A 26,678-nucleotide genomic window follows, 5' to 3' on the forward strand; every position below is an offset into this window, starting at 1 on the left:
AAATGGTTTTTACTGAAGGTAGTTTTTCTACGTTTTCCAGGCTCTGAGGGATTGTTGATGGCCCGATTCAGTGACGATATCCAGTCTCCATCGGTCTTGATTTTCGACTGGCACGGCACGTTAGTGGATACCCACGACGCCATGTTCAGCGCCATGGAAGACATGCTGCCTCAGCTGGAGGAACTGGGTCTGGTGGAGCGGCTGCTGCCGGAAGACCAGTGCCGCACCGCGGACGACGCCCGGCTGGTACGCTACATACGGATTTTCCGGCGACTGCATCCGCGCATCCTGGCGGAACGCCGGGTGTCGAGGACCGACATCTTCAACGCTGTTTTTGGCGACGACAAAGACGCCAAACTGATTGCCCACCAGGCCTATAACGCGGCGTATCGCCGTTATTTTGGCCAGGTAAAGCCGTTCCAGCCGGGCGCATACGAATACCTCTCGGCGCTAAAAGCCATGGGAATGCGGCTGGCGGTATCCACCAATCGCAACCGGGAGTTTCTTGACCAGGAGCTGCTCACAGTGGATGAGGGCCGTTGGCAGCATCTGTTTGACGCCACCGTGTGCGCGGACGATGTCACCGAGTACAAGCCCGACCCGGAGGTCATTCTCAAGGTTCTCGAGACGCTGGGGCTGCCGGCAGACAATCGCGCCTGGTATGTCGGTGACAGTTACGTGGACATGCTGACGGCCAACAAGGCCGGTGTGTCCGGAATCTTCTACAACGGTGCCTGCTGGGAGCCGGGGCGCATCGACAGCTGGTTCTCCCGTCGTGACGCGCCCGCGGCGATTCTCGACAGCTTTGAAGATCTGATGGATTTACTGGCCCTGCTGGAGCGTAATGAACCCGGGACCTTTCGCCAGTCTCCGGCGGAAGTCCGGCCGCGCCCGTTTCCGCCACCTCCGCGCCCGGAGCCACGGATCGAGCCGGATTGGCACCCCGCGGTTGTGCGGCTGATCCGGCCATCGGTGATTCTGTTTGACTGGCACGCCACCCTGGTGGACACCCTGGACGCCATGTATCACGCGGTGGATGACATGCTGCCGGATTTCCACACGCTGCAGCTGATGAACCGGATGGTGGCGCCGGAAGACAGCAAGACGCCAGAAGACGTCCGGCTGGTTGCCTATGTGCGGGAGTACGCCCGGCTGCACCCAAAGGTGAAGGCGGACCGCAAGATATCCCGCACCGACATTTTCGAGGTGTTGTTCGGGGAAGATCAGGAAGCCAAGCAGGTTGCTCACAAGGCGTTCAATCATCACTACCGCAACCACTACGGCACGGTGAAGGCGTTCGAGCCGAAAGTCCGGGAGGTGCTGGAAGGCCTTGCAAGACTGGGTATTCAGGTGGGCGTGATCACCAACCGCGACCGGGAATTTTTTGAGCACGAACTGGCGGCGGTGGAGAACACCGGCTGGACCGAACTGTTCGAGGTAGATGTGTGTGGTGACGACACGCCGTTGCGCAAGCCGCACCCAGACCAGTTGTTGCTGGCGGTGCAGAAGCTGGATTACCCGCCGGACCCCAGCGTCTGGTATGTGGGTGACAGCACCACCGATGTGATTGCGGCCAAGCGCGCCGGTATGACCTCGGTGTTTTTCAATGGCGCGCAATGGGACCAGCCATGGCTCAACAAGATCTTCCCGGGCACCCACAAACACCCGGACAAGCCGGATGCTGTGGTAAATGATTTCTCGGAGTTCTGGGCCCTGGTGCTGGCCTGCGAAGTCGGGCCGCCGTGACAGTCAGTCCCGGTCCAGGCGGGACAGGGCGATCTGTTGCTTGCTCGCCGACATGCCGAGGCATCGATCGTCACGGTTACTGCTAGCAATGCCCGCTATACGTTCCGTTACAGCTTTTCAATGTTGATCAGCAGCTGTTCCCCTCGCTTCAACAGGGCCGCGCGCTGCTCCGGTTTCTGTTTGTCCCAGTTGCGATACATCATCCCCATGCGCGGGTTGTTGGCGAAATCATCGCGGTGGCGATCGATAAAATGCCAGTACAGGGCATTGAAGGGGCAGGCATCGCCTTCGGTGGATTTGTTGACCTTGTAGTGGCAGCTCTTGCAATGATCCGACATCCGGTTGATGTATTTGCCACTGGCCGCATAGGGTTTGGAGCCCAGGTAACCGCCATCGGCGTGCATCACCATGCCCAGCACATTGGGCAGTTCCACCCAGTCGTAGGCGTCGGCGTACACCGCCAGGTACCAGTCACAGATCTCTTCCGGTTTGATCCCAGCCAGCAGCGCGAAATTGCCCGTGACCATCAAGCGCTGAATGTGGTGGGCATAGGCGTTGCGGCGGGTCGCGTCGATGGCTTTGTGCATGCACCGCATTTTGGTGTCGCCGGTCCAGTAGAACCAGGGCAGGGCACGGCTGTTGCCAAGTCGGTTTTCAGCAGCATAGCCCGGCATGTTCAACCAGTAGAGGCCCCGCACGAATTCCCGCCACCCGAGAATCTGGCGAATGAAACCCTCTACCGCATTGATCGGTGCGCGTCCGCCATACCAGGCCTGGGCAGCAGCCTCACACACCGCCATTGGATCCAGCAGGCCGGAATTGATGTAAGGAGAGAGGATGGAGTGGAACAGCCAGTCCTCGTCATCGGACATGGCGTCCTGGTAGTCGCCGAAACAGGGCAGAGCAAAATCGATAAAGTAATCCAGTGCCTGCGCCGCATCATCAGCGGTCACGGCGAAATGGAAATCTTCCGTGGTGCCAAAGTGATCGGCAAAGTATTCATCCACCTGCTTGATCACCTCTGTGGTGATGGCGTCAGGCTCTACCCGGAATGGCGCCGGTGCCGGTGGCTTGCCGGTCCACTTGCGGCGGTTGTCAGCATCGAAATTCCACTGGTCACCTTCCGGCTTGCCCTCAGGGGTCATCAGTAATCCGGTTTTTTTCCGCATTTCCCGGTAAAAGAACTCCATCCGCAGCTGTTTGCGACCTTCGGCCCAGTTGGCGAACTCCTGTTTGCTGGCAATGAAGCGTGTGTCCGGGCGGATCTCAACCGGCATCCCCAGCCGCTCATGCCACTGACTTATCTGCTCGTGCAGACGCCACTCGCCGCACTCGGTCGTGATCACCCGGTCTACGCCGGCATCTCTCAGCTGGCCGGCGATGACCGCTTCCAGACTCTGTGCTTCGTTGTCCGGGTGATAGTGCTGGTAGTGCACCTGCCAGCCATCCGCCTCCAGTTGCCGCGCGAAATGGCGCATGGCGCTGAACAGCAGCACCAGCTTTTTCTTGTGGTGATTGGTGTAGCTGGCCTCGTCGTGTACCTCAGCCATCACCACCCGATCCCGCTGGCGGTCGCCGTTCTGGAGTGCGCTGATGTCGGTCGTCAGCTGATCGCCGAGGATCAGGATCAGGTTTGCCATGGCCGGGGTGCTCCTTTGCGTGCGGGTGGGCCTCAATCAGGGGTAGTGGGAATACGCCGGAGGCACAAGGGTGGTTCAGGTGACGGTGGGATTGAATGTGTCCCGGGCCAGTTTGAGGCCCGTAAGCTGATCCGTATCAAATCGGACACCCTCAGGTTGCCCTACTATGGGCGGCATTCTGATCTGACCCTTCCCCACGTTCCGAGTTTGACCATGGCTTCCAGTTCCGCACTTGCTTCCACCTGCCAGCCCTTCATCTGGGATGATGCGCTGATACAGCGCTATGATCTGAGTGGCCCGCGCTACACCTCTTACCCGACAGCCGTTGAGTTCGACCCGCATTATCCGTTGACGGACATGGTGCAGGCGGCTGCCCGCAGCGGAGCCAGTGGCCGGCCTCTGTCACTCTATACGCACCTGCCGTTCTGTGCGCACCTTTGCTACTACTGTGCCTGCAACAAGGTGATCACCAAGAAACGTGACAAGGCCATGCCCTATGTGGAGCGCTTGCTGAAAGAGGCCGCTATGCAGGCGCGGCTGTTTGGCGCCGAGCGACCCGTGCGTCAACTGCACTGGGGCGGTGGTACCCCCACCTTCCTGCCAAAAGACGTGATGGCTCATTTGATGGCGGGCTATGGCGAGCTGTTCAATCTGCAGCGCGATAAAGAGCGGGACTACAGCGTGGAGATCGACCCGAGGGAAGTGGATCAGGACACCCTGCCGACGCTCTGGGATCTGGGCTTCAACCGTATCAGCCTGGGGGTTCAGGACCTGAATCCCCAGGTGCAGAAAGCCGTCAACCGCATCCAGCCCCGGGAGATGACCGAGGCCGTGCTGAACGAAGCCCGTCGACTCGGTTTCCGATCCATCAATCTGGACCTGATCTACGGCCTGCCCCATCAGACGCCGGAGAGTTTTGCGGCAACGCTGGAGGCTGTCATCGACATGGCGCCGGACCGGCTCTCGGTGTTCAGCTACGCCCACCTGCCAGACCGCTTCTACCCGCAAACCCGCATCGTTGCGGATACCCTGCCAACACCACAGCAGAAGCTGACCATCCTCCACAACACCATCAACCGCTTGCTGGAGGCCGGCTACGAATACATTGGTATGGACCACTTCGCGAGGCCGGACGACAGCCTTGCCGTGGCCCAGAAGGAAGGGCGGCTGCACCGGAACTTCCAGGGTTACACCACCCATTCCGACTGTGATCTGGTGTCGCTGGGGGTGTCCGCTATCGGCCAGACCGACGATGCCTATTTCCAGAACAACCACGACCTGCCGGTCTGGGAAGCGGCCATAGACGCCGGGCAGCTCGCCATCACCAAAGGCGTGAACCTGACCCGGGACGATCGTATCCGCCGCTGGGTGATCGGCCAGTTGATCTGCCAGTTCCGGCTGGAGCGGCAGCGGTTTGCGGACCAATGGGGTGAGAACCCGGATCGCTACTTCGCCGACGAGTTCCGCCGGCTGCAACCGATGATGCGCGACCAACTGATTTCCGACGACGGCCGAACGCTGCAGGTGCTGCCCGCGGGGCGGTTGCTGATACGGGCAATCTGCCAGATTTTTGATCTGTACAGGAAGTCGGGGGCAAGCCAGCGATTCTCGCGGATCATCTGATGGAATCTTCGACGTCCATCTGGATGATGGATCTGAGGCAACCGACCTAAATCAACCCCCGGTCATGTTCATAAACCGCAGGATCTGCACGTCGCCATCGGTCGAGAAGTGGTGGCGTTCAGGCTTCAGGTCCATGGCATCGATGATGGCCTGACGCAGAGGCGCGTCCGACTCGGGATGGGCGCGCAGCACATGGCGCAGATCCACCGAATGCTCGTTGCCGAGGCAGAGCAACAGGCGGCCTTCCACGGTCATTCGGACACGATTGCAGGTGGCGCAGAAATTGTGGGAGTGGGGGGAGATGAAACCAACCCGGATGTCGCTGTCGGCCATCCGGTAATAGCGGGCCGGGCCGCCGGAATCCTCCGGGGTCGGCGTCAGTTCATGATGCTGGCCGATGATGCCGCGCACTTCGTCACTGGTACACAGCACCAACCCGCGATCGTGATCGGAGATCTCGCCCAGTGGCATTTCCTCGATAAAGGTAATGTCCACCTTCTTCTTGCGGGCAAACTCTACCAGCTCCGGCACTTCCTGATCGTTGCCGCCTTTCATCACCACGGTGTTGAGTTTGATGCCCTGGAACCCCGCATCTTTGGCCGCCTCAATGCCTTCCAGCACCTGGCTCAGCCGTCCGGTGCGGGTAATGCGATGAAATTTGTCTGGGTCCAGAGAGTCCAGGCTGATGTTGAGCCGGTTCAGCCCCGCCTTGCGCAAAGGTTCGGCCATGGTTGGCAGCTGGCTGCCGTTGGTGGTCATGGCAAAATCCCGCAGGCCATAACCGCCGATTTCCTTCACCAGCTCCAGGATATCCTTGCGCACCAGGGGCTCGCCTCCGGTCAGCCGGATTTTTTCAGTGCCCAGGGAGACAAACGTTCTTGCTACCCTGGCAATTTCCTCCAGGGTAAGCACCTGCTGACGCGGCAGGAATGTCATCTCTTCGGCCATACAGTACACGCAGCGGAAATCGCATCGATCAGTAACGGACAGACGCACATAATTAACGGTGCGGCCGAAGCGGTCTGTCAGCGTAGTCTGTGGCATGGAGGCGATCCTGTTACAGCACTGTTGTTCGATGTCTGAACTTCAGTAGAACAAGGATCGCCTGCCGGATCAATCCTTCTGATAGCACGCCCGGAATGATCAAGGGCCACCACCTGCCAGGTAACGCTCAAGACCTCAATGATGAGGACCACGTCGCGCGCCTGGTTTCGCTCCGGCGACTGGGAAGACCTGTGCATTAATTGCCGGTACAACTTGCGTTCTTTGTCGCGGTGCAGCGGCTTCGGGCACAGGCACGGTGAACGGGAGAACCGGATTCAAAGTTCTTGCGTATATCTTTGCCGGATTTGGGCACAGCCCCAAGTATTCACAATGTCGGCGTTCCTGAGCACCAGGCCGTCGTGTGAACCGGTTAACTGCTTCCCTGGAGTATTTGAATGCACATCACCCGTTACACAGATTATTCGATTCGCGTGCTGATCTATCTGGCAGTGCAGGGTGATCGTCTGACCACCATTCAGGAAATTGCTGATAGCTACGAGATTTCCAAGAACCACCTGATGAAAGTGGTCCACCAGCTCAACAAGAAAGGCTACATCGAAACCGTTCGCGGCAAGAAAGGGGGTATGCGCCTGCACATGGCGCCCGGTGACATCAACATGGGCATACTGGTTCGTGAAACCGAGCAGGACATGAGCATCGTTGAGTGTTTTTCCTCGAAGAATGCATGCCGCATCGCGCCGGTGTGTGGCCTGAAATCGATGTTTGCGGAAGCGCTTGACGCGTTCCTCCGTGCGCTCGACAAGTACACCCTGGCAGACATCATTCAGGAACAGCATCGGCCGCAATTACTGCGGCTCTTGCAGATAGCCTGAGACAGAAAGGTCGCCACCGGGACTGTCCGATGGCGACCAAGGCCGGGCTTAGGCCATCTGTGGGGCGATGCGCTGGCGCACACGATCCGGCAGTGAATAGCTGACAATGCGCTTGAGCACGGTGCCGTACTGCTTGGCAAAACTGCCGGTGTTGTAGTGAATGCCGTGTTTCTTGCACACCGCTTGCACTTTCTCGGAAATTTCCGGATAGCGGTGAGCTGGCAGATCCGGGAACACGTGGTGCTCCATCTGGTAGCTCAGGTGGCCACTCAGCAGGTGCACAAATTTGTTGCCGGAGAAGTTGGACGATCCGGTCAGCTGACGCAGATACCAGTGGCCTTTGCTCTCCCCCACACATTCTTCCTCGCTAAAGGTTTCCGCGTCCTGGGTGAAGTGGCCGCAGAAGATCACCGTGGATGACCACAGGTTGCGAATCAGGTTTGCGCCCAGGTTGCCCGCCAGCACGATCGGCGCCACCGGGAAGGTGAGCAGCGGGAAGAAGGCGTAATCCTTGAAGGCTTGGCGGCCGCCTTTGCGCAGGAAACCCTTCAGGAACGGGAGTTTTTCCCTGAGCGTTACTTCGCCCCGGCGCACACGCTCGAACTCCATTTCGTGCAGTGCCACACCCCACTGGAAAAATACGCTCAGCAGCACGTAGTTGACGAACTGCAGGCTGTGGGCAGGGCGCCATTTTTCATCATCGCTCAGGCGGAGCAGGGCGTAACCGTAGTCCCGGTCCTTGCCGATGATGTTGGTGTAGGTGTGGTGCTCATAGTTGTGGGTCAACCGCCAGGAGTCGCTGTCGCACGCTGTATCCCACTCATAGGACTGCGAGTGCAATGACGGGTCATTCATCCAGTCATACTGGCCGTGCATGACGTTGTGGCCAATTTCCATGTTCTCGATGATCTTGGAAATGCCCAGCGCGACCGTAGCCGCCACGAATACCGGCGGGATAAAGCCGAAAGGCATCATCACCCGGCCGCCCACTTCCAGTGCGCGGTGCAGGCGCACCACGCGGCGGATGTAGTTGGCGTCGCGTTCACCCAGGTCAGCAATGACCTCATCGCGGATGGCGTTCAGGTCCTGCTCGAGTACACTCAGTTGTGCTTCGGTCATCTGTTTCATGTTAGTGCTCCTGTTCTATTCAGTTAAAGCTCGACGGTGACGGGGCCTTGGGGGACGGATATACACAATTGGATGTTTTCCTCTCCGGGCCCGGAGCTTTTTCCGGTTAAACGATTTACAACGGTGCCGCTGGTTTTCTTGCAGCTGCATTGATGGCAGATGCCCATGCGACACCCGTAACGGGGTGACAGTTTTGCTGCCTCGGCGATGTCCAGCAGTACGGCATCGCCTTCCGACGAAACGTTCAGATCACTGCGGCTGAAGTGGACGGCGCCGCCGAGGCTGTCGGTGTCCAGCGCGGCCTTGGCCGCGGCAAAGAAGGTGCTGTGTCTGCGGTCCTGGGCAATACCCTGGCGGTCCAGCAGATCGCCGGCCAGATCCATCAGGCCCTTGGGGCCGCAGAGGTAGCAGCGCCGCGCCGTGATCTCCGGCACCTCTTCCAGATCGCTTTCACGCAGGAAACGCGGTTGTTCGCTCTCATTGGTCGCCAGCACGTTCAGAGTGAGGGCGGGCCAGTTCTGCCGCAGGCTGTAGAGCTTTTCGGCGCCGATGATGTCGGCCTGCGTGCGCACGAAGTACAGCAACGTGACTGGTGCCTGGTAATCGGCGGCTGCCAGTGTTTCCAGCTGGCTCAGCACGGGTGTGATACCGCTGCCGCCGGCGATGTACAACAAGGGTTCACTGATCTCCGGCACCAGGAACTCGCCAAAGGCCTCGCCCAGGCCGAGGGTGTCACCTGCTTCGAGGTTGTCGTGCATCCAGTTGGTGACCCGTCCGCCGGGCAGGCGTTTGATGGTCAGAGTCACGATGCCGTTGTCCTGCCATTGCGCCGGGGCACTGGACAGACTGAACGTTCGGTTACGGCGTACACCGTCAATATCAACACAGATGTTCACATGCTGACCGGCTTCGAACCCGGCCCAGCGTTTTGCCGGCTTGAGTACGAAGGTTTTGGTGTCTGCAGTCTCGTCAACAATGCGCTCCACACGGGCAGGAGTGTACTGTTGTACCCACATGGGGTTGATGCGCTCGAGCAGCGGGTCGAAAAAGGCAGCCGGGTCTTCCCGGTTAAAAAGCTGCTTGCCCAGCCACTGTAGTGCGGATGATCTTTCAATTCTGGATAACATATTGGCTCTCTCCATCTGTACCGTTGTGTACAGTTGTTCACTTATGTGTACGACTGTACACACGGAGGTGTTGGCGAGCAATCAGTGCTCTCGCTGTTGGCGCAAAATGACAAGCGTGATGTACTTTATGTTTCCGGAATGTGTACACTTGTGTACCGGATATAACTGAAACCTGCAGTACGGTGAAGGCATGGCAGAAAAGCAGCGGCGCAAGCCGGGAGAAACGCGGGAAAAACTGATGGCTGCGGCATTAACGCTGGTGGGCAAGGGCCGTCATTTTGCCAGTCTCGGCATTCGCGAGGTGACTCGCCAGGCGGGTGTGGTGCCCACGTCCTTCTATCGTCACTTCCGAAATATGGACGACCTGGGGTTACAGCTGGTGGACGAACTCGGGCTGGTGCTCAGGCGCATGATGCGGGAGGCCCGCAACAACGTACTGCAGGCCGACAAACTGATGGAAGAATCGGTGGGCATTTTTATTAACCATGTACAGGCCAACCGCAGTTTCTTCTTTTTTATGGCCCAGGGCCTGGCCGGAGAAAGCCGGGCCGTGCAGGAAGGCATTCGCAGCGAAATGCGGTTCTTTGCCAGTGAGCTGGCCAACGATCTGCGGCGGCTGCGGCTAGCTGAGCATCTGAGTGACGGCGATCTGGAAATGACCTGTGACCTGGTGGTCCGCAGCGTGGCGTTCAGCCTGACCGACCTGCTGGGGGTGTCACCGGATGATGACTACCAGATCGATCAGATCCGTAAACGCACCACCCGCTTTCTGCAGCTGATCTTTGTAGGCGCCGCCCACTGGAAGAGTGAGGGCGCCTGAACCCGCCGCCTCAGACCAGCGAAGCCACGCCGATGGCGATCAGTGTTGCCAGTACGGGTATGGCGACGGTAACCACGAAAATGTCCTTGTACGCCTCTTTATGCTTCAGGCCCATGATCGTCAGCATCGCGATCACGGCACCGCAATGTGGCAGGGAATCAATGCCGCCAGAGCCCAGCGTTGCGATACGGTGGAGCTCCTCCGGTGCGACCCCCATGGCAAGGTAGTTTTCTGCGAAGGTCTGCATGAAGATCTGTAACCCACCAGAGCCGGAGCCCACAATGGCTGACACCACACTGACCGACGCAAACACCGACAGCAGCGGTGGCAGCGGAAGATCCAGTACCCACTGAGCGAACGCACTGAAACCATCGGTCTGAGTGACCACGCTGCCGAAACCGATCACCGCCGCGGTGTTGAGCAGGGGCATGATGGCATCGTTGGCGCCGGCGCCCATGCTTTCCATGGCTTTCTGGCGAAAATCCGGGAACAGCAGTACGCAGCTTGCGGCACCGATCACCAGTGCAATGCTGGGCCAGATGATCGGCTCGCCGTTGGCAAAGCCGATCACGGCGGTATCACTGTCGGCCAGTCCCAGGGCGATCAGCAGCCGCGGTAGAATGATCGTGCCCAGTACCAGCGCCAGCGGCAGAATGCTCAGCTGCCACCTGGGCCCGTGTCTCAGAGCCGGGGCCATGCTTTCCATGTACTCGTCCTGGGCATTCACCGCATAGCCTTCACCCATCGCCCGGGCCTTGGTCCACTGGCGTTCCAGATAGACCATGCCTGCCACAAACATTACCACCGCTGCGGTGAGGCCGATCAGGGCGCCTGCGAACAGGTCTGTGCCCAGGGCAGATGCCGCAATGACGTTATGAATGGACGGGGTGCCCGGCAAGGCGGTCATCGTGAACGTGCCGGCGCCAAGCGCTATGGCCCCGCAAAACAGACGCTTGGGCAGGTTGGCCTCGCGCATCAGTGCAACACCGAGTGGGTACATGGTGAAAACCACCACAAACACCACCACGCCGCCGTAGGTGAGCAACGCGCACACCAGCATGGTGATCAGGATGGTGTGTTTGACACCCAGCCCGCGGGTAATGGCGCTGGCAATGGAGCCTGCGGCCCCGCTGGAGGCCATCATCTTGCCGAACACCGCCCCGGCCAGGAACAGCACGAAAAACTTGCCGGCAAAGCTGAACGCGCCCAGCGGCCCGAACGGGAAATGCTCCAGCAGGGTCGGTGAAATGCCCAGGCCATTGGTGACCGCCACCAGCAGGCTGGAGACCAGCGCCGCAATCAGGATATTGACGCCCCGCAGCGCCATGATAATTAACAGGACGAGACCGGCCAGAAGGCCCAGGTTGGCAAGCATGAGGATCAATCCGTTTGTTGTTGTTTGGAAGTCCGGGGGTTACATGACCCCTTCGGCGTCCTTGTACAGCGAGCGTACCGGTTGCGCGAACACCCGACGGACCATAGGCTCGAAGTAGGACAACGGCAGGCTGTCTGCGTCCGGGTCAAACGCCGGCGAGTCGTACTTGTGAACGAACTCGAGGGTCTGCTGGAAATGCGGATGGTCGCGGTACTGCTCCCGCATATCCCGGTCCATGCCCAGATAATGGAAGAAGAAATAGCCCTGGAAAATGGCGTGGTGTTTCACCATCCAGTGATTGGCCTCACTGACGAACGGCTCCAGCAGCACGGCGGCCACATCGGCGTGATTGTAGGAACCCAGGGTATCGCCAATGTCGTGCAGCAGGGCACACACCACGTACTCGTCGTCCTTGCCATCGCGATGGGCCAGCGTGGCGGTTTGCAGGCAGTGGCTCAGGCGGTCAACGGGAAAGCCGCCAAAATCGCCTTCCAGCAACTTCAGGTGTGCCAGAATGCGTTCGGGCAGTCCTCTGGCGAATTCGCCGAAGGACGAGGCGATGATTTGCCAATCCTCGGGTTTGCCGTCTTTCATGTGGGTAAACGTGGCCTGTTTTTCGGCTTGATGGTTCATGGGGATCTCCTCTCAGTGCCGGAAGCCGGGGTCGATACGGTCCAGCTTGCGCAGAAGCCCCGGCCACGCCAGCTTGCCGCCGAGACCCTTGGTGACCTGATCGGCCTGTTGTTTGATGGTGTCGACAATGCCCGTTGGAATTGGTGTCAGCGGGCGGTTGCCCGACAGGGCACGGACCTGGATTTCGCAGGATGTCTGCAGGATGTACATGGCGAGAAAGGCGTCGGCAATGCTGCTGCCGGTGGTCAGCAGGCCGTGATTGCGCAGGATCATGTAGTTGGTATTACCCAGGTCTTTCTGCAGCCGTGCTTTCTCGTCCTCCCGCAGAGCTACGCCTTCGTAGTCGTGGTACGACAGGCTGGCCAGCGCAAACAGGCTCTGTTGTGACAGCGGCATCAGGCCGTCCTGCTGGGCCGACACGGCAATGCCGTCGGTGGTATGCAGGTGCATCACGCAGGCGGCGTCGTCCCGCACGGCGTGAATGGCACTGTGGATGGTGAAGCCGGCGGGGTTGATGTCGAAGTCATCAGGGTTGATCTTGTTGGCGTCCTGATCCACGCGCACCAGGCTGGAGGCGGTGATCTCTTCGAACATCATGCCGTAGGGGTTGATCAGGAAGTGATGCTCATCGCCCGGAATCCGCGCGGAAATGTGGGTAAACACCAGGTCGTCCCAGCCATAGAGGGCAACCAGGCGGTAGGCGGCGGCAAGATCCACCCGCAACTGCCACTCTTCCTCGCTGACGGACGCTTTTTTTGACGGAATTGAAAGCTGTGCTGACATGGCGTGCCTCTCTAATCGGATTTCTTGTTGGCGTTTGTTGTGGTCGAAGCCCTGATCTACCACCGAGTGTAGGGAAGAGTGATCGGCGAACACTGTCAATTGGTTTACAATTCGGGGTATGACCGATATTCAGACTGTGCTTGCCGATTGCCCGCTGTTCTCCGGCTTTCCCCAACCGGCGTTGGACGAGCTTGCTGCGATTGCCCGCATCCGCCGGTTCGAGGCTGACGAGCTGATATACAGCAAGGGTTCGGCCACCTCCACCCTCAACGTGATTGCCTCCGGTGTGGTGCGGATCAGTTCGGTCAATCCAGCCGGGCGGGAGGCCACGCTGATCATGTTCAGTGCCGGCACCTGGTTCGGAGACTCGGTGTTTTCCCCGGGAATGCGACGGGTCTACGGGGCAACCGCTCACGAGGCGGCCACCCTGATTGAAATGCCCGGCGACACCTTTCGTCATCTGATGGCAAGGCACCCCCAGTGCTACCCGGTGATCCTCGATATGGTCAGCCGCCGTTTGTGGGCGGCGATGTCGATTATTGAGGACGATGCGCTGCGGGGCATTGCCGCGAGGATTGGTCGTCGCCTGTTGTTTCTGGCCGAAATTCAGGGCAATGGAGAGGCAGGCTCGGAGCCGGTGACCATCTGGATCACCCGCGAGCACATCGCCAACATGATGGGCATGACCCGCCAGGGTGTGCATAAATGGATCAAGGATTTCGAACGGCGGGGTTTGCTGCAACTGGGTTATGGCCGGATCAAACTGACCGATCCGGCCGCCCTGCAGCGTCATATGGAGACCGTTGACTAGCCCCGGCCCGCTGCTGGGGCCGGCGTCGTCTCAGGTCTTGGGTGTGGCTTTCTTGCGCGCGGCTTTCCGGGGTTGCGCCGCCGGCTTGGCAGCGGGCTTCGCCGCTGGGGGCAGAATCAGCCCCGCCAGTTCCTCCAGCGCCTCACCGGTGTACACCGCCAGTTTCTGCATGCTCGGCAGGGTATCGCGACAGCCGGTGAAACCGAAATTCAGTGAGCCCGCGTAACTCAGGCAGGTGATGTTGAGTGCACCGCCGTGGGCAATCAGCGACACCGGGTACATGGCTTCCAGTTTTGCGCCTTCGTAATACAGCGTCTGCTCCGGGCCCGGCACGTTGGAAATGGTCACGTTGAACACCGGTCGCATACGCCCGCCCATGCCGGACATCAGCTGCAGGATGTACGGTGACATCAGCAGCATGGTGTACTGGGTCAGCGCCTTGCGGGGCAGCTTTTGCAGGTGCTCCTTGGCGCGGCGGGTTGACTGCTTGATGTGGGCCAGCCGGGTCAGCGGGTCGGCCTGATCCGTAGCCAGCGACGCGATCATGAAGCTGATCTGGGTGCCGGTGCCCTGATCATCCGCGGGGCGGATGTTGACCGGAATCCCAGCGGTCAAAGGCGTGTCCGGAATGTGGTCCTGCTCGATCAGGAAGCGGCGCAGGGCGGTGCCGCACAGGTACAGCACGATATCGTTCAGCGAACCCTGGGCAGCGTGGGCCAAGGCCTTGAGGTTTTCCAGCTGATAATGCTGGGTGGCGAAGCGGCGCTGGCCGGTGACCCGGTGATTCAGTAGCGACACCGGCCCGGCAAACGGCGTGGTGAGGCCGCCTTCGGGGTGGCGCGCTGACTGGACCAGCCGCGACATCGCGCCCCACAGCCGTGGTGTCAGGTCCGCCTGCAGCTTCAGTGCGTCCATGGCCTGTGAAAAAGCCGCCGGAATGCTGCCCTCCCCGTCGGTCTTGCTGCCGCGCTTGCGCTCCGGACGCACCGACCAGGGCGGCAGCATGTTGGTTTCAGCGGGATCTGTGCTCAGCACCCGCTGCATCAGCCGCACGCCACTGATGCCGTCGATCATCGAATGGTGCATCTTGGTGTAGAGCGCAAACCGGTTGTTCTCCAGCCCCTCAATGATGTGGCACTCCCAGAGCGGGCGGGAGAAATCCAGCGGGTTGGAATGTAATCGCGACACCAGAATGCCCAGCTCCCGCTCGCTGCCCGGGCGGGGCAAGGCTGAGTGGCGAACGTGGTAGTCCAGATCCAGGTGTTTGTCGGTCTTCCACATGGGCGCCACCAGGCGTCCGAGAAAGCCGGAATACCCCAGTTTATAGCACCACGGGGGCGCGAGTTCACCGTCCTCTTTCATGCGTGCAAGCATGTCCCGGAGGAAAGTCTCGGGTGCGTCGTCAGGGAGTGAAAAAATTTGCAGGTTGCCCACGTGCATCGGAGTGTCTTCCGATTCCACCGCCAACCAGGATGCATCCAGTGTGCCCAGGCGTTTCATTCAGTGTCCTCTTGCTTGTCCTTGAGTCCGTTCGACTTGATTCTGTTTGTATTTTTATTAGATGAGGAGCGTAAGTATACGCAACTACAACCGTTAAACACACGCTCATCGGCTGTAAAGGTTCGGCTTTATTGTCGTTGCGGCGCTGGCCTGCAGGCACGGCTGGCGGCTGTGTTACATCTTGTTGCCAAATCCCTGTCACCAGGCATCGTTGCCTTGTGCTAACTTCGCTGGCCGACTAACTTCATTAAAACAACAATGTGGAGGCACCGTGGAGTCAAGTCCACTGATTTCTGCCGGGTTACCGATCGCCCTGTTCATCATCATGATCGGCATCGGTATGACCCTGACCGTTCGGGATTTTCGCCAGGTGGCGGTCTACCCGAAAGGCCTGATTGTGGGCACCGTGGCGCAGATTCTTGTAATGCCGACGATTGCCTTCGCACTGGCCACGCTGTTGGCCGTACCGCCGGCGATTGCGGTGGGGCTGGTGATTATCGCTGCCTGCCCCGGCGGAACCACCTCTAATCTGTTTGTATTGCTCTCCCGGGGCAACATTGCGCTGTCGATCGTGCTGACCGTCACCGCCAGTCTGATTACCATCCTGACCTTGCCGCTGTTCATCAACATGGCGCTGGACCTCTACATGGGCACCCAGGAAACCATCGTGCTGCCGGTGGGTAAAACGGTGGGCATGCTGGTTGGCATCGTGCTGTTCCCGGTGGCCATTGGCATGCTTTTCCGCACCCGCAAGCCCGCACTGGCGAGAAAAGCAGAAGGCGTGGTCAGCATATTTGGCGGCGTGGTGCTGGCGGTTCTGATTGTCGGGCTGATTGTTGGCGTGCGAGACCAGATCTGGGATCTGCTCAAGCAGGCCGGTCCCGCAACCCTGTTGCTGAACATTGCCGGTATTGCGCTGGGCCTGTTGGCCGGGCGCGTCGCGGGGCTGACCCAGCGCGAGTCGTTGGCGGTTGCGGTAGAGCTGGGCGTGAAAAACAGCACCATTGCGCTGATGGTCACACTCACCTTGCTGGAATCCAGTGCCATGTCGATTCCTGCCGCGGTCTACGGTGTGTTGATGTTCCCGATCGGGTTCCTGCTGGCGATGTACGGCCGCAGGATCATCCCCAAATCTAACGTGCAGGCACCCGTTTCCCGTCCCGCCGATTGACAAATCTGCCAGTGCCCCTCTGCCACCAGAGACAGAGGGGCATTGCTGCATCGCTGTTACCCTGAGCGCTCAGATATTCAGTTCGGGATAACAATAATGATGCCTTCTGTCTTTCAAACATCGCCATTACGCCACTGGGTCACCCAGTGCCTCTTTCTGGTTACCACCGCTGTATTGTCTTGCTTCTCGGTCCTGACCTGGGCCAGTGAGGACCTGCGGGCGACCATCTACGACCAGAGTCTGCCCCTCGAAGAGCGGGTCGAGGCCATGCAGGAACTGACCGGGCTGGAGCCCGAGCCAGACCGGATCTACCGGGTATGCGTATGGGATATCTTTGGCCGCTCCGGGCCCATTTACGGTGCGGCTCAGGATCAGCGTCGTAAAATCCTCCAGTACGGCATCAATGTGGAAATGGTGCCCTACACCAGCGAATCGGTGATGGTGGAGGAGCTCAAATCCGGCACCTGTGATGCCGCCCTGATGAGCGGGCTGCGGGCACGGTTGTTCAATCAGTACACCGGGACGCTGGATTCCATTGGCGGCTTCCCCGAGCGCGAACAGATGCGCCTCGGCCTGCAGCTGATGGCGGATCCCCGTAGTGCGGATCGCATGGTCAGCAACGGTTACGTGGTAATGGGCATTGCACCGGCGGGCGCCGCCCATGTGTTTGTTAATGACCGCAGCATCAACACCCTGGCGAAGGCGTCCGGCAAGCGCGTGGTGGTGCTGGATTACGATCCTACCCAGGCGGAAATGATTTCCGGCGTCGGTGCAACGCCAGTGGTGGCCGACATCGTCAACGCCCCCAACATGTTCAACACCGGTGTGGTCGACGTGCTGGCGGCACCGCTGGCGGCCTATGAGGTGCTGGAACTGCATAAGGGGCTGGAGCCGGATGGCGGCATTATCGACCTGCCGCTGACCCACATCACCATGCAACTGATCGGTCGCGAAGAGGTTATTCCCAATGAACTGGCGCAGTTCGTGCGGGAGGCTTTCTACCAGGGTTTCGATGAAATCATCGGCCGCATCCGCATGGAAGAGGACAAGGTGCCGGACAAGTGGTGGATCGAAATTCCTGCTGAGGATCGCCGCGAATACGACACGCTGATGCAGCAGGCGCGGCTGGAGTTGCGCGAGCAAGGCTATTACAGCGGGGACATGCTGACCCTGCAGCGCAAGATCCGGTGCCGTACGGACGGCAGCCGGGAGGAATGCAGTAACCCGGTGGAGTAAGCCATGACCACCGACTCCCGGACGTACCCTGCGGCGGGCAGCCGCACCCGGTCACTTACTCTGGCCAGTGCGCCAATGCTGGTCATTCTGGTCCTGACGCTGCTGGCGTCGGTGGGTGAAACCCTGCATTCGCGGTTGCTGGAAATCGGCGGTGACACCTGGCCGGACTACTTCAACCTGCGGGTGATCGATCAGATCAGCGCGCCGGACTGCCAGATCGTGCGCGACGAAGAGGCGGCTGTAGACCTGGCCGTCGCGGCTAAAAAAGCGGAAAAATCCGCTGACCCTTTTGCCGATGTGTTCGGAGAAAAGATCGACCGGGAGCAGATTCGTGCCTCGGTTATGGCGACATCGCGCGCCTGTGAGAACCGCCTCGCCAGGTGGGAGCGCCTGCAGTCAATCAACAGTCCCGGGGTTCAGGCTTTCGCCCTGATGGAGACCGGGCTGTCACAGGCTGTGCTGCTGGTGACCGGAAACCGCCGGGTGCTGCTGGGGTTGATGCTGTTGTTCTGCGCCGCGGCCGCCACCCTCGGGCGCCAGCACATTGCCCTGCGACCGGTGGAAAGCCGTCTCGATGACCGCGTCGCCACGGTATCGCAGCTGGTGGCCAACGGCTTGCTGACCGCGTCTACCTGGCTCTACCGTCAGCAGGAACTGGCTCAGGCGGATGCTGGTATGCCTCTGGCGCATCTGTTCATGCACGATATCTGGGTGGCAGGTTTCGGTACGCTCACCCTGATCTCTCTGTGGCAACTGTTTCAGCAACGCAACGACCTGCCTGTTGGTGGAAGCTGGTCCCGGGCTATGCTGAGTGTGCCGCTGTACAGTTTCATGTGCGTGTCCGCCTCCATCCAGTTTGCGTTTCATGGCTTCTACCACGGCATTGCCGTCTACCTCACCATGATGGCGGAGTTGTCGGCGCTGTTCCTCAATCTGGGCCTGTATGTGTGGGTGGGTATGTTGCTGGCGCGCACCCATCTTCCCCGCAAGGTGTTTGATGTTCTGCGGCCCTGGAAGTTGCCGCCGAAATGGCTCGGGGTGGTGGTGTTACTGCTCACCGCCTTGCCCACGGCCTACAGCGGTGCGTCCGGTATTTTCATTCTGGCGGCGGGCCTGACCCTGTATCGGGAGCTGCGGCGCGCCGGCACATCCGAGCAACTCGCGCTGGCGACCACCGCCATTTCCGGTTCTATGGGCACCATGCTGCGCCCCTGCCTGCTGGTGGTTATCGTTGCCACCCTCAACAACAGTGTGACCACCGATGAAATGTTCAGTGCCGGCGCCAGGGTATTGCTGCTGACCGCTTCGGTGTACGCGATTTACGTGTTCCTGATCGGCGGGCCGTCGAAAGGACGCATTGCCCCGCTGCGGGAGGCGGTGCCCGGCATGCTGCGCGCACTGCTGCCGCTGGTGCCTTACGTGGCCATTTTTGCCGGCGTGATCCTGCTGTGGAACCTACTGCTGGATCGCGGTCTGGACGAGTTCTCGGCGCCGGCCATCCTGCCGTTGATTCTGCTGCTGGTGCTTGCGTTCGAGCGTCTGGTGCTTAAGTCATCGGATCCCGACACGGACGAGCCGCCACAGAACGCCCGCGGCCCGCTGCCGACCGGATTCTCATCGTCTGTGTTGCGCGCTACCCGTGAATCCAGTGCCCTGATCGGTGCCCTGCTGATGCTGATGGCGCTGTCCGTCAGCGTGGGTGGTCTGATCGAACGCTCGGGCCTGCTGGAGTTATTCCCGGAACAGTTGGGGTCGGTGTGGCTGACGCTCACGCTACTGATGGGTTTGCTGGTGTTCATCGGCATGATCATGGATCCCTACGGTGCGGTGTTGCTGGTGAATGCCACGCTGGCGCCCATTGCCCTGAATAACGGCATTGATCCACTGCACTTCTGGGTGATGACTGTGCTGGCGTTCGAGATGGGGTATCTGACCCCGCCGGTGGCGCTGAACCATCTGCTGACACGCCAGGTGGTGGGTGTGCCCACCTCGCCGGAAAGCCTGTACGGCACGTTCTGGCAACGTAATTTCCGCTTCATTCTCCCAGTGCTGGTGATGGGGAGCACGCTGATCATGGTCACGTATCTGCCGGCCTGGTGGGACACGGCCTTCCAACTGTTGCTGGGTATCCAGCCACCGGGTTAGTGGCTATGCTCAGGCTGGTGTTGATGTAAACGAGTCGGAGTGTGGGTATGAACTTTCTTCTCAATGGTCTGACGCTGTTGTTGGTGCCTCGGCTGGAGGATACGATGCAACTGGCGTCAGGGGGCTAGAGTGAACGTACGGGGTTGCGGGTTCGCGCGGCGTGTGGTGGTGATGGCGGTTGGCGTGTCCGGTCTGCTGCCGCTGGGCGAGCTGGCGGCGCAGGCCGCGCAAGAGGATGACCAGGCCGGTGACATGGTGCTGGAGGTAACGTCGCCGCGAATGGTGCGTGATCTGTACGATACCCCCGCCGCGGTCAGCGTGGTGAACGCTCCCGAAATCCGCCGGGGGCAGCAGCGCCTGCAGTTGGATGAGTCGCTCAATACCGTGCCTGGGCTGTTTTTCCAGAACCGGTATAACTTTGCTCAGAACCTGAGATTGTCCACCCGTGGTTTCGGCGCCCGTGCGCCTTTCGGGATCCGCGGCATCCGGCTGCAGGTGGATGGCATTCCCTACACCCTGCCGGATGGCCAATCCCAGATTGATGCGGTGGATCTGGACTCGGCCCAGCGCATCGAGGTGATTCGTGGACCGTCGTCCGTGCAGTATGGCAATGCCGCCGGGGGCGTGGTGGATGTCTCCACTGCGCGCGGGGATGAGCTGCCCCCGGGGGCTCGCCTGCGTCTTGACGGCGGCAGCGACGATTACCGCAAGGCGGCGGTACAGGCTAATGCCCGCGCTGGAGACACCGCTGCTATCGCCACCCTGTCGTGGCTCAATGTGAATGGTCACCGGGAACAGAGCACCGCCGAAAAAGGCCTGTTCAATGGTCGCCTCAGCCATGAGCTGGTGCCCGGGCGGCGGCTGACGGCAACCCTGAACGCCCTGCACAACCCCGAATCCGAGGATCCCGGTGGACTGACCCGGGCGCAGGCCGAAGAGGACCCGCATCAGGCGACTTTCCTGGCCAGGCAGCTCGATGCCGGTCAGCGCGTCGATCAGCAGACGCTGGGCCTGCAGTATGAGGAAGCCGTCGCCGTGCCGGGGCAGCTTACCGTGAACACCTTTTTCAGTCGCCGTGACTTTGCCCAGCAGTTACCGTTCCCCGGTGCCAGCCGGGTGGCCTTCGATCGCCAGTTCTACGGCATCAGTTCCAGTTATCAGCAGGAGTCCACTCTGGCGGGTTTGCCTCTGGTCTGGCTCGTGGGGGCGGATGTGCACCGGCAACGCGACGAACGCCGCCGCTACCAAGTGTCGTTCGGGGGGCAGGTCACCGGCCAGACCCAGGACGAAACCCAGAACGCGACCAACGCCGCCCTGTTTGCCCAGGGTGATCTCGCGCTGACGAACAAGCTGAGCCTGTCTCTCGGCGCCCGTTTTGACCGCCTGCGGCTGTCAATTGATGATCACCGCCTGGTGGACGGTGACGATTCCGGCAGCCGCACGTTTCGTGAGGCCAGTGGCGTGGCCGGGCTCAGTTACCGGCTGGGGCCCCGTCACCAGATCTACGGCACCGTCGGCACCGCGTTCGAATCGCCCACCTTCACCGAGTTTGCCAATCCCGATGGCAGCGGCGGCTTCAACCCCGATATCGAACCCCAGCAAGCCCTCAACCGGGAGCTGGGCCTGCGGGGCGTGTTGGGGGGTGGCGTGAGTTACGACCTGGCGCTGTTCTCTATCCGCGTAGATGACGAGATACTGCCGTTCGAGCAGGGCGGGCGCACTTTCTTTGAAAATGCCGGGCGCACCCGCCGCGACGGTGTCGAGTTTGGGCTGGCCTGGGACATTTCCTACGCCTGGCGGCTGAGCTCGGCACTGACCCTGGCGGATTACGAACTGGACGATTTCACCGATGAGCAGGGTAACGACGCCAGCGGCAATCGCCTGCCCGGGTTACCACGGGAACACTGGGTCACCGAACTGGAGTGGCGCGGGCAGGGCCGCGGTTTTGCGGCGCTGGAGTGGCAGTATGTGGGCGATCTGTACGCGGAAAACAGCAACCAGACCCGGGTCAGTGATTACTGGCTGCTGGGCCTGCGGGCCGGGGACAGCGTGCGGCTGGCGGAGCAGAACCTGAACCTGTACGCCGGCATTCGCAATCTGCTGGATGAAGACTATTTTGCCAACGTACGAATCAACGCCAACGCCGACCGGCCGGTGGAGGAACGACGCTATTTCGAGCCGGGCCCGGGGCGTATCTTCTATGCCGGTGTGGAGTGGTCCTTCTGAGGATTACTCCTCCTCCAGCTCCTGGGGCGGGCAATGATACTCTTCTACCACCGTACCCTCGTCAACACTCTCCAGGTGCACGTCGAAACCCCACAGCCGGTGGGCGTGGCGCAGCACTTCCTCGGTTTCCTGGCCCAGCGGTACCCGGTCCACCGGAATGTGCCGCAGGGTCAGTGAGCGGTCGCCCCGCACATCCACGTTCCACACCTGAATGTTGGGTTCCCGGTAGCTGAGGTTGTACTGGCGAGCCAGCTTCTCCCGCAGCACCCGGTAGCCAGGATCGTCATGGATCGCGGTGATGCGATAGACGTCTTCCTGATCGTCGTTCTGGATCGAGAACAGCTTGAGATCCCGCATCACTTTGGGCGACAGAAACTGCTGAATGAAGCTCTCATCCTTGAAGTTCTTCATGGCGAAATGCAGGGATTCCACCCAGTCGGTGCCGGCGATATCCGGGAACCAGTGGCGGTCTTCCTCGGTCGGGTTTTCGCAGATCCGCCGCAGGTCGGTGAAAATGGAGAAACCGAGGGTGTAGGGGTTGATGCCGGAATACCAGGGGCTGTCGAACGGCGGCTGGTAGACCACGGCGGTGTGGCTCTGCAGGAACTCGAGCATGAAACCGTCGTTCACCAGGCCTTTCTCGTACATGCGGTGAATCAGGGTGTAATGCCAGAACGTGGCCCAGCCCTCGTTCATCACCTGAGTCTGGCGCTGGGGGTAAAAGTACTGGCCCAGCTTACGTACGATGCGGATGATTTCCCGTTGCCAGGTCTCCAGCAGCGGTGCATTCTTCTCGATGAAGTACAGCAGATTTTCCTGGGGCTCCTCCGGAAAACGCTTCTTGCGCCGGATCGGATCGTCGTCCTCGCCCATTTTCGGAATCGTCCGCCACAGATCGTTCAGCCGGCGTTGCTGGTATTCTTCCCGCTCTTTCTGCCGCCGCAGTTCTTCCGATGCCGAGATCGGCGCCGGGCGCTTGTAGCGATCCACGCCATAGTTCATCAGCGCATGGCAGGAGTCGAGAATCTGCTCCACCGCATCCACCCCGTGGCGCTCCTCGCACTCCGCCACGTAATGGCGGGCAAACACCAGGTAATCGATGATCGCGCTGGCGTCAGTCCAGGTGCGGAACAGGTAGTTGTTCTTGAAAAAGGAATTGTGGCCGTAGGAGGCGTGGGCAATCACCAGCGCCTGCATGGGCAGGGTGTTTTCCTCCATCAGGTAGGCGATACAGGGGTTGGAGTTGATCACAATCTCGTAGGCCAGACCCATCTGACCGCGCTGATAGCCTTTGGAGGTGCTGAGAAACTGCTTGCCGAACGACCAGTGGTTATAGCCCACCGGCATGCCGACGGAGCTGTAGGCGTCCATCATCTGTTCGGCACTGATCACTTCAATCTGGTTAGGGTAGGTGTCGAGACCGAACTCGGCGGCGCACTTGGCAATTTCGTCATCGTATTGCTGGATCAGCTCGAAGGTCCATTCCGAGCTGGTGGAAATGGGTTCTCTGGTTGCGGGCTGACCACTGTCCGGCGCGTTCGGACGGTCGACGATGTCAGTCATGCGGCTTTCCTCTCGAACAACTGGCGGAATACCGGGTAGATCTCACCGGGGTCGGCAATTTGCTGCAAGGCGAAACTCTGGGGGAATCGCTCGTGGATTTTCTCGTACTCGTACCACAGCATCTGATGATCCTGAGGAGTAATTTCCACATAGGCAAAGTACTGCACCAGCGGCAGGATGTTGTCCTCCAGTAGCTTGCCGCATACCGGTGAGTCGTCGTTCCAGTTATCGCCATCGGACGCCTGGGCGGCGTAGATGTTCCACTCCGCCGGGGAATAACGGGATTCGATGATCTTGTGCATCAGCTTCAGTGCACTGGACACAATGGTGCCGCCGGTTTCCCGGGAGTAGAAGAACTCCTCCTCGTCCACTTCCTTGGCGCTGGTGTGGTGGCGGATGAAGACCACGTCGATCTTCTTGTAGTTCTTCTTCAGGAACAGATACAGCAGGATGAAGAAGCGTTTGGCGATGTCCTTGTGCATCTGGGTCATCGAACCGGACACGTCCATCAGGCAGAACATCACCGCGCTGGTGGCGGGCTTGGGCTGCTTCAGGTGCTGACGGTAGCGCAGGTCGATCTCGTCGATGAACGGAATGCGCTTCACATTGGCCTTCAGCCGCGTGATTTCCTCCTCCAGTACCTGGATCTGATCTTCGTGGCTGAACGCCGGGTCGAGATCGTCCGGGGCGGATTTCAGGGCCGCCAGTTGTGCTTCCAGCTCATGGATCTTTTTCTTGCGGGCACCGCCAAGGCCCAGCCGTCGGGCGTGGGCACCCCGCAACGAGCGCACCACATCCAGTTTGGCCGGCACCCCTTGGGTGGAGAAACCGGAGCGCACGTACTTGAATGCCTCGGTGTCTTTGAGTTTCTTGCGAGCAAGGTTAGGCAGCTCCAGATCGTCAAACAGGAACTCGAGGAATTCTTCCTGGGTGATCTGGAAGGCGAATTCGTCCATGCCTTCGCCGTCGGGGCTGGCCTGGCCCTGGCCTTGCCCCTCGCCACCACCGCCGGGTGGTTTCGGCAGGGTGTCACCGGTGATGAATTCCTTGTTGCCGGGGTGCACCATTTCCCGCTTGCCGCCCTGGCCATGGTGAAAGATGGGTTCCTCGATGTCGCGGGACGGAATGCTGACCTTCTCGCCCCGTTCGATGTCGGTGATGGACCGGCGCTGCACCGCGTCGGCTACCGCTTTCTTGATGTGATGCCGGTACCTGCGCAGGAACCGTTCCCGGTTCACCGCGCTCTTGTTTTTACCGTTCAGCCGGCGGTCGACTATGTGGGTCATACCCATAGAGTTACTCCAGTTCAGTGAGCCATCACTGACTTAGTGAGACTTGCGGACGCGCAGATACCATTCGGCCAGAAGCCGTACCTGTTTTTCCGTGTAGCCTCGATCGACCATTCGCTCGACGAACTGCTTGTGTTTCTTCTGATCCTCGTTGCTGGCCTTCGGGTTGAAGGAAATCACCGGCAACAGGTCCTCGGTGTTAGAGAACATCTTCTTCTCGATCACACTGCGCAGCTTTTCATAGCTGAGCCAGGACGGGTTGCGGCCCTGATTGTTCGCTCGCGCCCGCAGCACGAAGTTGACTACCTCGTTGCGGAAATCCTTGGGATTACTGATGCCGGCCGGCTTCTCGATCTTCTCCAGCTCGTCGTTGATTGCCGAGCGATCGAGAATCTCGCCGGTTTCCGGATCCCGGTATTCCTGATCCTGAATCCAGAAGTCCGCATAGGTCACATAGCGGTCGAACAGGTTCTGGCCATACTCGCTGTAGCTCTCCAGGTACGCGGTCTGGATTTCCTTGCCGATAAACTGCACGTAGTGAGGTGCCAGGAACTCTTTGATAAAGCGCAGGTAGCGCTCCTGGGTCTCCGGCGGGAACTGCTCCTGTTCAATCTGCTTTTCGATCACATACAGCAGGTGCACCGGGTTGGCGGCTACTTCCGCAGTATCGAAGTTGAATACCTTGGAGAGAATCTTGAAGGCAAAGCGGGTCGACAAACCGTCCATGCCCTCGTTGACCCCCGCGGCATCGCGATACTCCTGGATGGACTTGGCCTTCGGATCGGTATCCTTGATGTTCTGGCCGTCATAAACCCGCATCTTGGAGAACACGCTGGAGTTTTCCGGCTCCTTGATCCGTGACAGCACCGAGAACTGCGCGAGCATGTCCAGGGTATCCGGGGCGCAGGGCGCACCGAACAGGGAACTGTGCTTGAGCAGTTTCTTGTAGATCTCGATCTCTTCCGATACCCGAACACAATAGGGCACCTTGACGATGTAGACCCGGTCGAGAAATGCCTCGTTGTGCTTGTTGTTGCGGAACGTCTGCCATTCCGACTCGTTGGAGTGGGCAAGAATAATGCCGTCAAACGGCACCGAACCCATGCCTTCGGTGGTGTTGTAGTTGCCTTCCTGGGTGGCGGTCAGCAACGGATGCAATACCTTGATGGGGGCCTTGAACATCTCCACGAATTCCATCAGCCCCTGGTTGGCCTTGCACAGACCGCCACTGAAGCTGTACGCATCCGGGTCATCCTGGGAATAGTCCTCCAGCATGCGAATGTTGACCTTGCCCACCAGCGCCGAAATATCCTGGTTGTTGTCATCACCGGGTTCGGTCTTGGAAACCGCGACCTGATCCAGCACCGACGGATACTTCTTCACCACCCGGAACTGGCTGATGTCACCGCCGTACTCATGCAGGCGCTTGACCGCCCAGGGCGACATGATGGACTTCAGATAGCGGGCAGGAATGCCGTACTCTTCCTCCAGAATCTTCGCGTCTTCAGCCGGATCAAACAGTCCCAACGGCGACTCGTTCACCGGGGAATCCTTGATGGCGTAGAAAGGCACTTTCTGAATCAGGAACTTGAGCTTTTCAGCGAGGGAGGACTTACCGCCCCCTACCGGGCCCAGCAAGTACAGAATCTGTTTCTTCTCTTCGAGCCCCTGGGCGGCGTGGCGATAGAAGGAAACGATGTTCTCCACGGCGTCTTCCATGCCGTAGAATTCGGAGAATTCAGGGTAACGCTTGATCACCTTGTTGGAAAAAATGCGTGACAGCCGGGAGTCACGGGAAGTATCAACAACCTCTGGCTCGCCGATAGCCAGTAACATCCTCTCCGCGGCAGTGGCATATGCCGTTGGGTCCTGTTTGCAGATCTCCAGGTATTCCTCAAGGGAGTATTCTTCCTCCTGAGTTGCTTCATACCGGTCTTTGAAGTGCTGCAGTATGCTCATAGATGGCCCCTCGCTCGCTCTTTTGT

The 26,678-nt window shown here is 59.8% G+C and carries 20 protein-coding genes; 9 read left to right on the plus strand and 11 right to left on the minus strand.

The window, feature by feature from the left end:
* Positions 1 to 57: 57 nt before the first annotated feature.
* Positions 58 to 1,746, plus strand: a complete 1,689-nt coding sequence (locus tag R0125_RS02305; RefSeq protein WP_317236980.1) for an HAD-IA family hydrolase — start codon at positions 58 to 60, stop codon at positions 1,744 to 1,746.
* Between the two features lie 107 nt (positions 1,747 to 1,853).
* Here the strand turns inward: R0125_RS02305 and R0125_RS02310 are convergent, their stop codons facing one another.
* Complete coding sequence (locus tag R0125_RS02310; RefSeq protein ID WP_317236981.1) at positions 1,854 to 3,386, minus strand: cryptochrome/photolyase family protein; 1,533 nt, start codon at positions 3,384 to 3,386, stop codon at positions 1,854 to 1,856.
* Between the two features lie 213 nt (positions 3,387 to 3,599).
* Here R0125_RS02310 and hemN point away from each other — a divergent pair, with 213 nt between their 5' ends.
* On the plus strand, positions 3,600 to 5,009 hold the full coding sequence (hemN, locus tag R0125_RS02315; RefSeq protein ID WP_317236982.1) for an oxygen-independent coproporphyrinogen III oxidase: 1,410 nt from the start codon (positions 3,600 to 3,602) through the stop codon (positions 5,007 to 5,009).
* Positions 5,010 to 5,060: 51 nt separating this feature from the next.
* Here the strand turns inward: hemN and moaA are convergent, their stop codons facing one another.
* Positions 5,061 to 6,053, minus strand: a complete 993-nt coding sequence (gene moaA, locus R0125_RS02320; protein WP_317236983.1) for a GTP 3',8-cyclase MoaA — start codon at positions 6,051 to 6,053, stop codon at positions 5,061 to 5,063.
* Between the two features lie 395 nt (positions 6,054 to 6,448).
* On the opposite strand from moaA, the gene R0125_RS02325 reads away from it, so the two are divergent.
* Positions 6,449 to 6,886 (plus strand): RrF2 family transcriptional regulator, encoded by a 438-nt coding sequence (locus R0125_RS02325; RefSeq protein WP_248182266.1) that lies wholly within the window; start codon positions 6,449 to 6,451, stop codon positions 6,884 to 6,886.
* 48 nt (positions 6,887 to 6,934) lie between these two features.
* On the opposite strand, the gene R0125_RS02330 is transcribed toward R0125_RS02325, so the two are convergent.
* Together R0125_RS02330 and R0125_RS02335 are read right to left on the minus strand one after the other, a co-directional pair.
* Positions 6,935 to 8,014 carry an acyl-CoA desaturase gene (locus R0125_RS02330; protein WP_317236984.1) on the minus strand — a complete coding sequence of 360 codons (1,080 nt, stop codon included), beginning with the start codon at positions 8,012 to 8,014 and terminating at the stop codon, positions 6,935 to 6,937.
* 23 nt (positions 8,015 to 8,037) lie between these two features.
* On the minus strand, positions 8,038 to 9,141 hold the full coding sequence (locus R0125_RS02335; RefSeq protein ID WP_317236985.1) for a ferredoxin reductase: 1,104 nt from the start codon (positions 9,139 to 9,141) through the stop codon (positions 8,038 to 8,040).
* Between the two features lie 190 nt (positions 9,142 to 9,331).
* On the opposite strand from R0125_RS02335, the gene R0125_RS02340 reads away from it, so the two are divergent.
* The gene (locus R0125_RS02340; protein ID WP_248182261.1) at positions 9,332 to 9,961 is read left to right on the plus strand and encodes a TetR family transcriptional regulator; all 630 of its coding nucleotides are present in this window, start codon (positions 9,332 to 9,334) and stop codon (positions 9,959 to 9,961) included.
* A 10-nt stretch (positions 9,962 to 9,971) separates the two neighbouring features.
* On the opposite strand, the gene R0125_RS02345 is transcribed toward R0125_RS02340, so the two are convergent.
* From R0125_RS02345 to R0125_RS02355, 3 genes are read right to left on the minus strand one after another with little or no spacing between them, the layout of a single operon-like run.
* Complete coding sequence (locus R0125_RS02345; RefSeq protein ID WP_317236986.1) at positions 9,972 to 11,336, minus strand: GntP family permease; 1,365 nt, start codon at positions 11,334 to 11,336, stop codon at positions 9,972 to 9,974.
* Positions 11,337 to 11,375: 39 nt separating this feature from the next.
* The gene (locus R0125_RS02350) at positions 11,376 to 11,969 is read right to left on the minus strand and encodes an HD domain-containing protein (RefSeq protein WP_248182257.1); all 594 of its coding nucleotides are present in this window, start codon (positions 11,967 to 11,969) and stop codon (positions 11,376 to 11,378) included.
* A gap of 12 nt (positions 11,970 to 11,981) precedes the next feature.
* The gene (locus tag R0125_RS02355; RefSeq protein WP_248182255.1) at positions 11,982 to 12,752 is read right to left on the minus strand and encodes a class II aldolase/adducin family protein; all 771 of its coding nucleotides are present in this window, start codon (positions 12,750 to 12,752) and stop codon (positions 11,982 to 11,984) included.
* Between the two features lie 118 nt (positions 12,753 to 12,870).
* Here R0125_RS02355 and R0125_RS02360 point away from each other — a divergent pair, with 118 nt between their 5' ends.
* Positions 12,871 to 13,563 (plus strand): Crp/Fnr family transcriptional regulator, encoded by a 693-nt coding sequence (locus R0125_RS02360; RefSeq protein WP_248182254.1) that lies wholly within the window; start codon positions 12,871 to 12,873, stop codon positions 13,561 to 13,563.
* Between the two features lie 30 nt (positions 13,564 to 13,593).
* On the opposite strand, the gene R0125_RS02365 is transcribed toward R0125_RS02360, so the two are convergent.
* Entirely contained in the window at positions 13,594 to 15,063 is a 1,470-nt protein-coding gene (locus R0125_RS02365) for a wax ester/triacylglycerol synthase family O-acyltransferase (RefSeq protein WP_317236987.1), read from the minus strand.
* Between the two features lie 271 nt (positions 15,064 to 15,334).
* On the opposite strand from R0125_RS02365, the gene R0125_RS02370 reads away from it, so the two are divergent.
* The 4 genes from R0125_RS02370 to R0125_RS02385 all read left to right on the plus strand — a co-directional run bounded on the left by R0125_RS02370 (position 15,335) and on the right by R0125_RS02385 (position 21,841).
* Entirely contained in the window at positions 15,335 to 16,234 is a 900-nt protein-coding gene (locus tag R0125_RS02370; RefSeq protein ID WP_248182249.1) for a bile acid:sodium symporter family protein, read from the plus strand.
* A 96-nt stretch (positions 16,235 to 16,330) separates the two neighbouring features.
* Positions 16,331 to 17,470, plus strand: a complete 1,140-nt coding sequence (locus R0125_RS02375; protein WP_317236988.1) for a putative solute-binding protein — start codon at positions 16,331 to 16,333, stop codon at positions 17,468 to 17,470.
* 3 nt (positions 17,471 to 17,473) lie between these two features.
* A complete protein-coding gene (locus R0125_RS02380; protein ID WP_317236989.1) occupies positions 17,474 to 19,615 on the plus strand; it encodes a TRAP transporter large permease subunit in 2,142 nt (713 codons plus the stop codon).
* 129 nt (positions 19,616 to 19,744) lie between these two features.
* Positions 19,745 to 21,841 carry a TonB-dependent receptor gene (locus R0125_RS02385; protein ID WP_317236990.1) on the plus strand — a complete coding sequence of 699 codons (2,097 nt, stop codon included), beginning with the start codon at positions 19,745 to 19,747 and terminating at the stop codon, positions 21,839 to 21,841.
* Positions 21,842 to 21,844: 3 nt separating this feature from the next.
* On the opposite strand, the gene R0125_RS02390 is transcribed toward R0125_RS02385, so the two are convergent.
* The 3 genes from R0125_RS02390 to R0125_RS02400 are packed head-to-tail and all read right to left on the minus strand — an operon-like array spanning position 21,845 to position 26,652.
* Positions 21,845 to 23,404, minus strand: coding sequence for a SpoVR family protein (locus R0125_RS02390; RefSeq protein ID WP_248182240.1), 1,560 nt, complete (start codon positions 23,402 to 23,404; stop codon positions 21,845 to 21,847).
* On the minus strand, positions 23,401 to 24,696 hold the full coding sequence (locus R0125_RS02395) for a YeaH/YhbH family protein (RefSeq protein ID WP_317236991.1): 1,296 nt from the start codon (positions 24,694 to 24,696) through the stop codon (positions 23,401 to 23,403). Before R0125_RS02395 ends, R0125_RS02390 begins: the two co-directional genes overlap by 4 nt.
* Positions 24,697 to 24,729: 33 nt before the next feature.
* Positions 24,730 to 26,652, minus strand: coding sequence for a PrkA family serine protein kinase (locus R0125_RS02400; RefSeq protein ID WP_317236992.1), 1,923 nt, complete (start codon positions 26,650 to 26,652; stop codon positions 24,730 to 24,732).
* Positions 26,653 to 26,678: the final 26 nt, after the last annotated feature.

Source organism: Marinobacter sp. M-5 (assembly GCF_032911545.1).
GTDB classification, from domain to species: Bacteria; Pseudomonadota; Gammaproteobacteria; order Pseudomonadales; family Oleiphilaceae; genus Marinobacter; species Marinobacter goseongensis.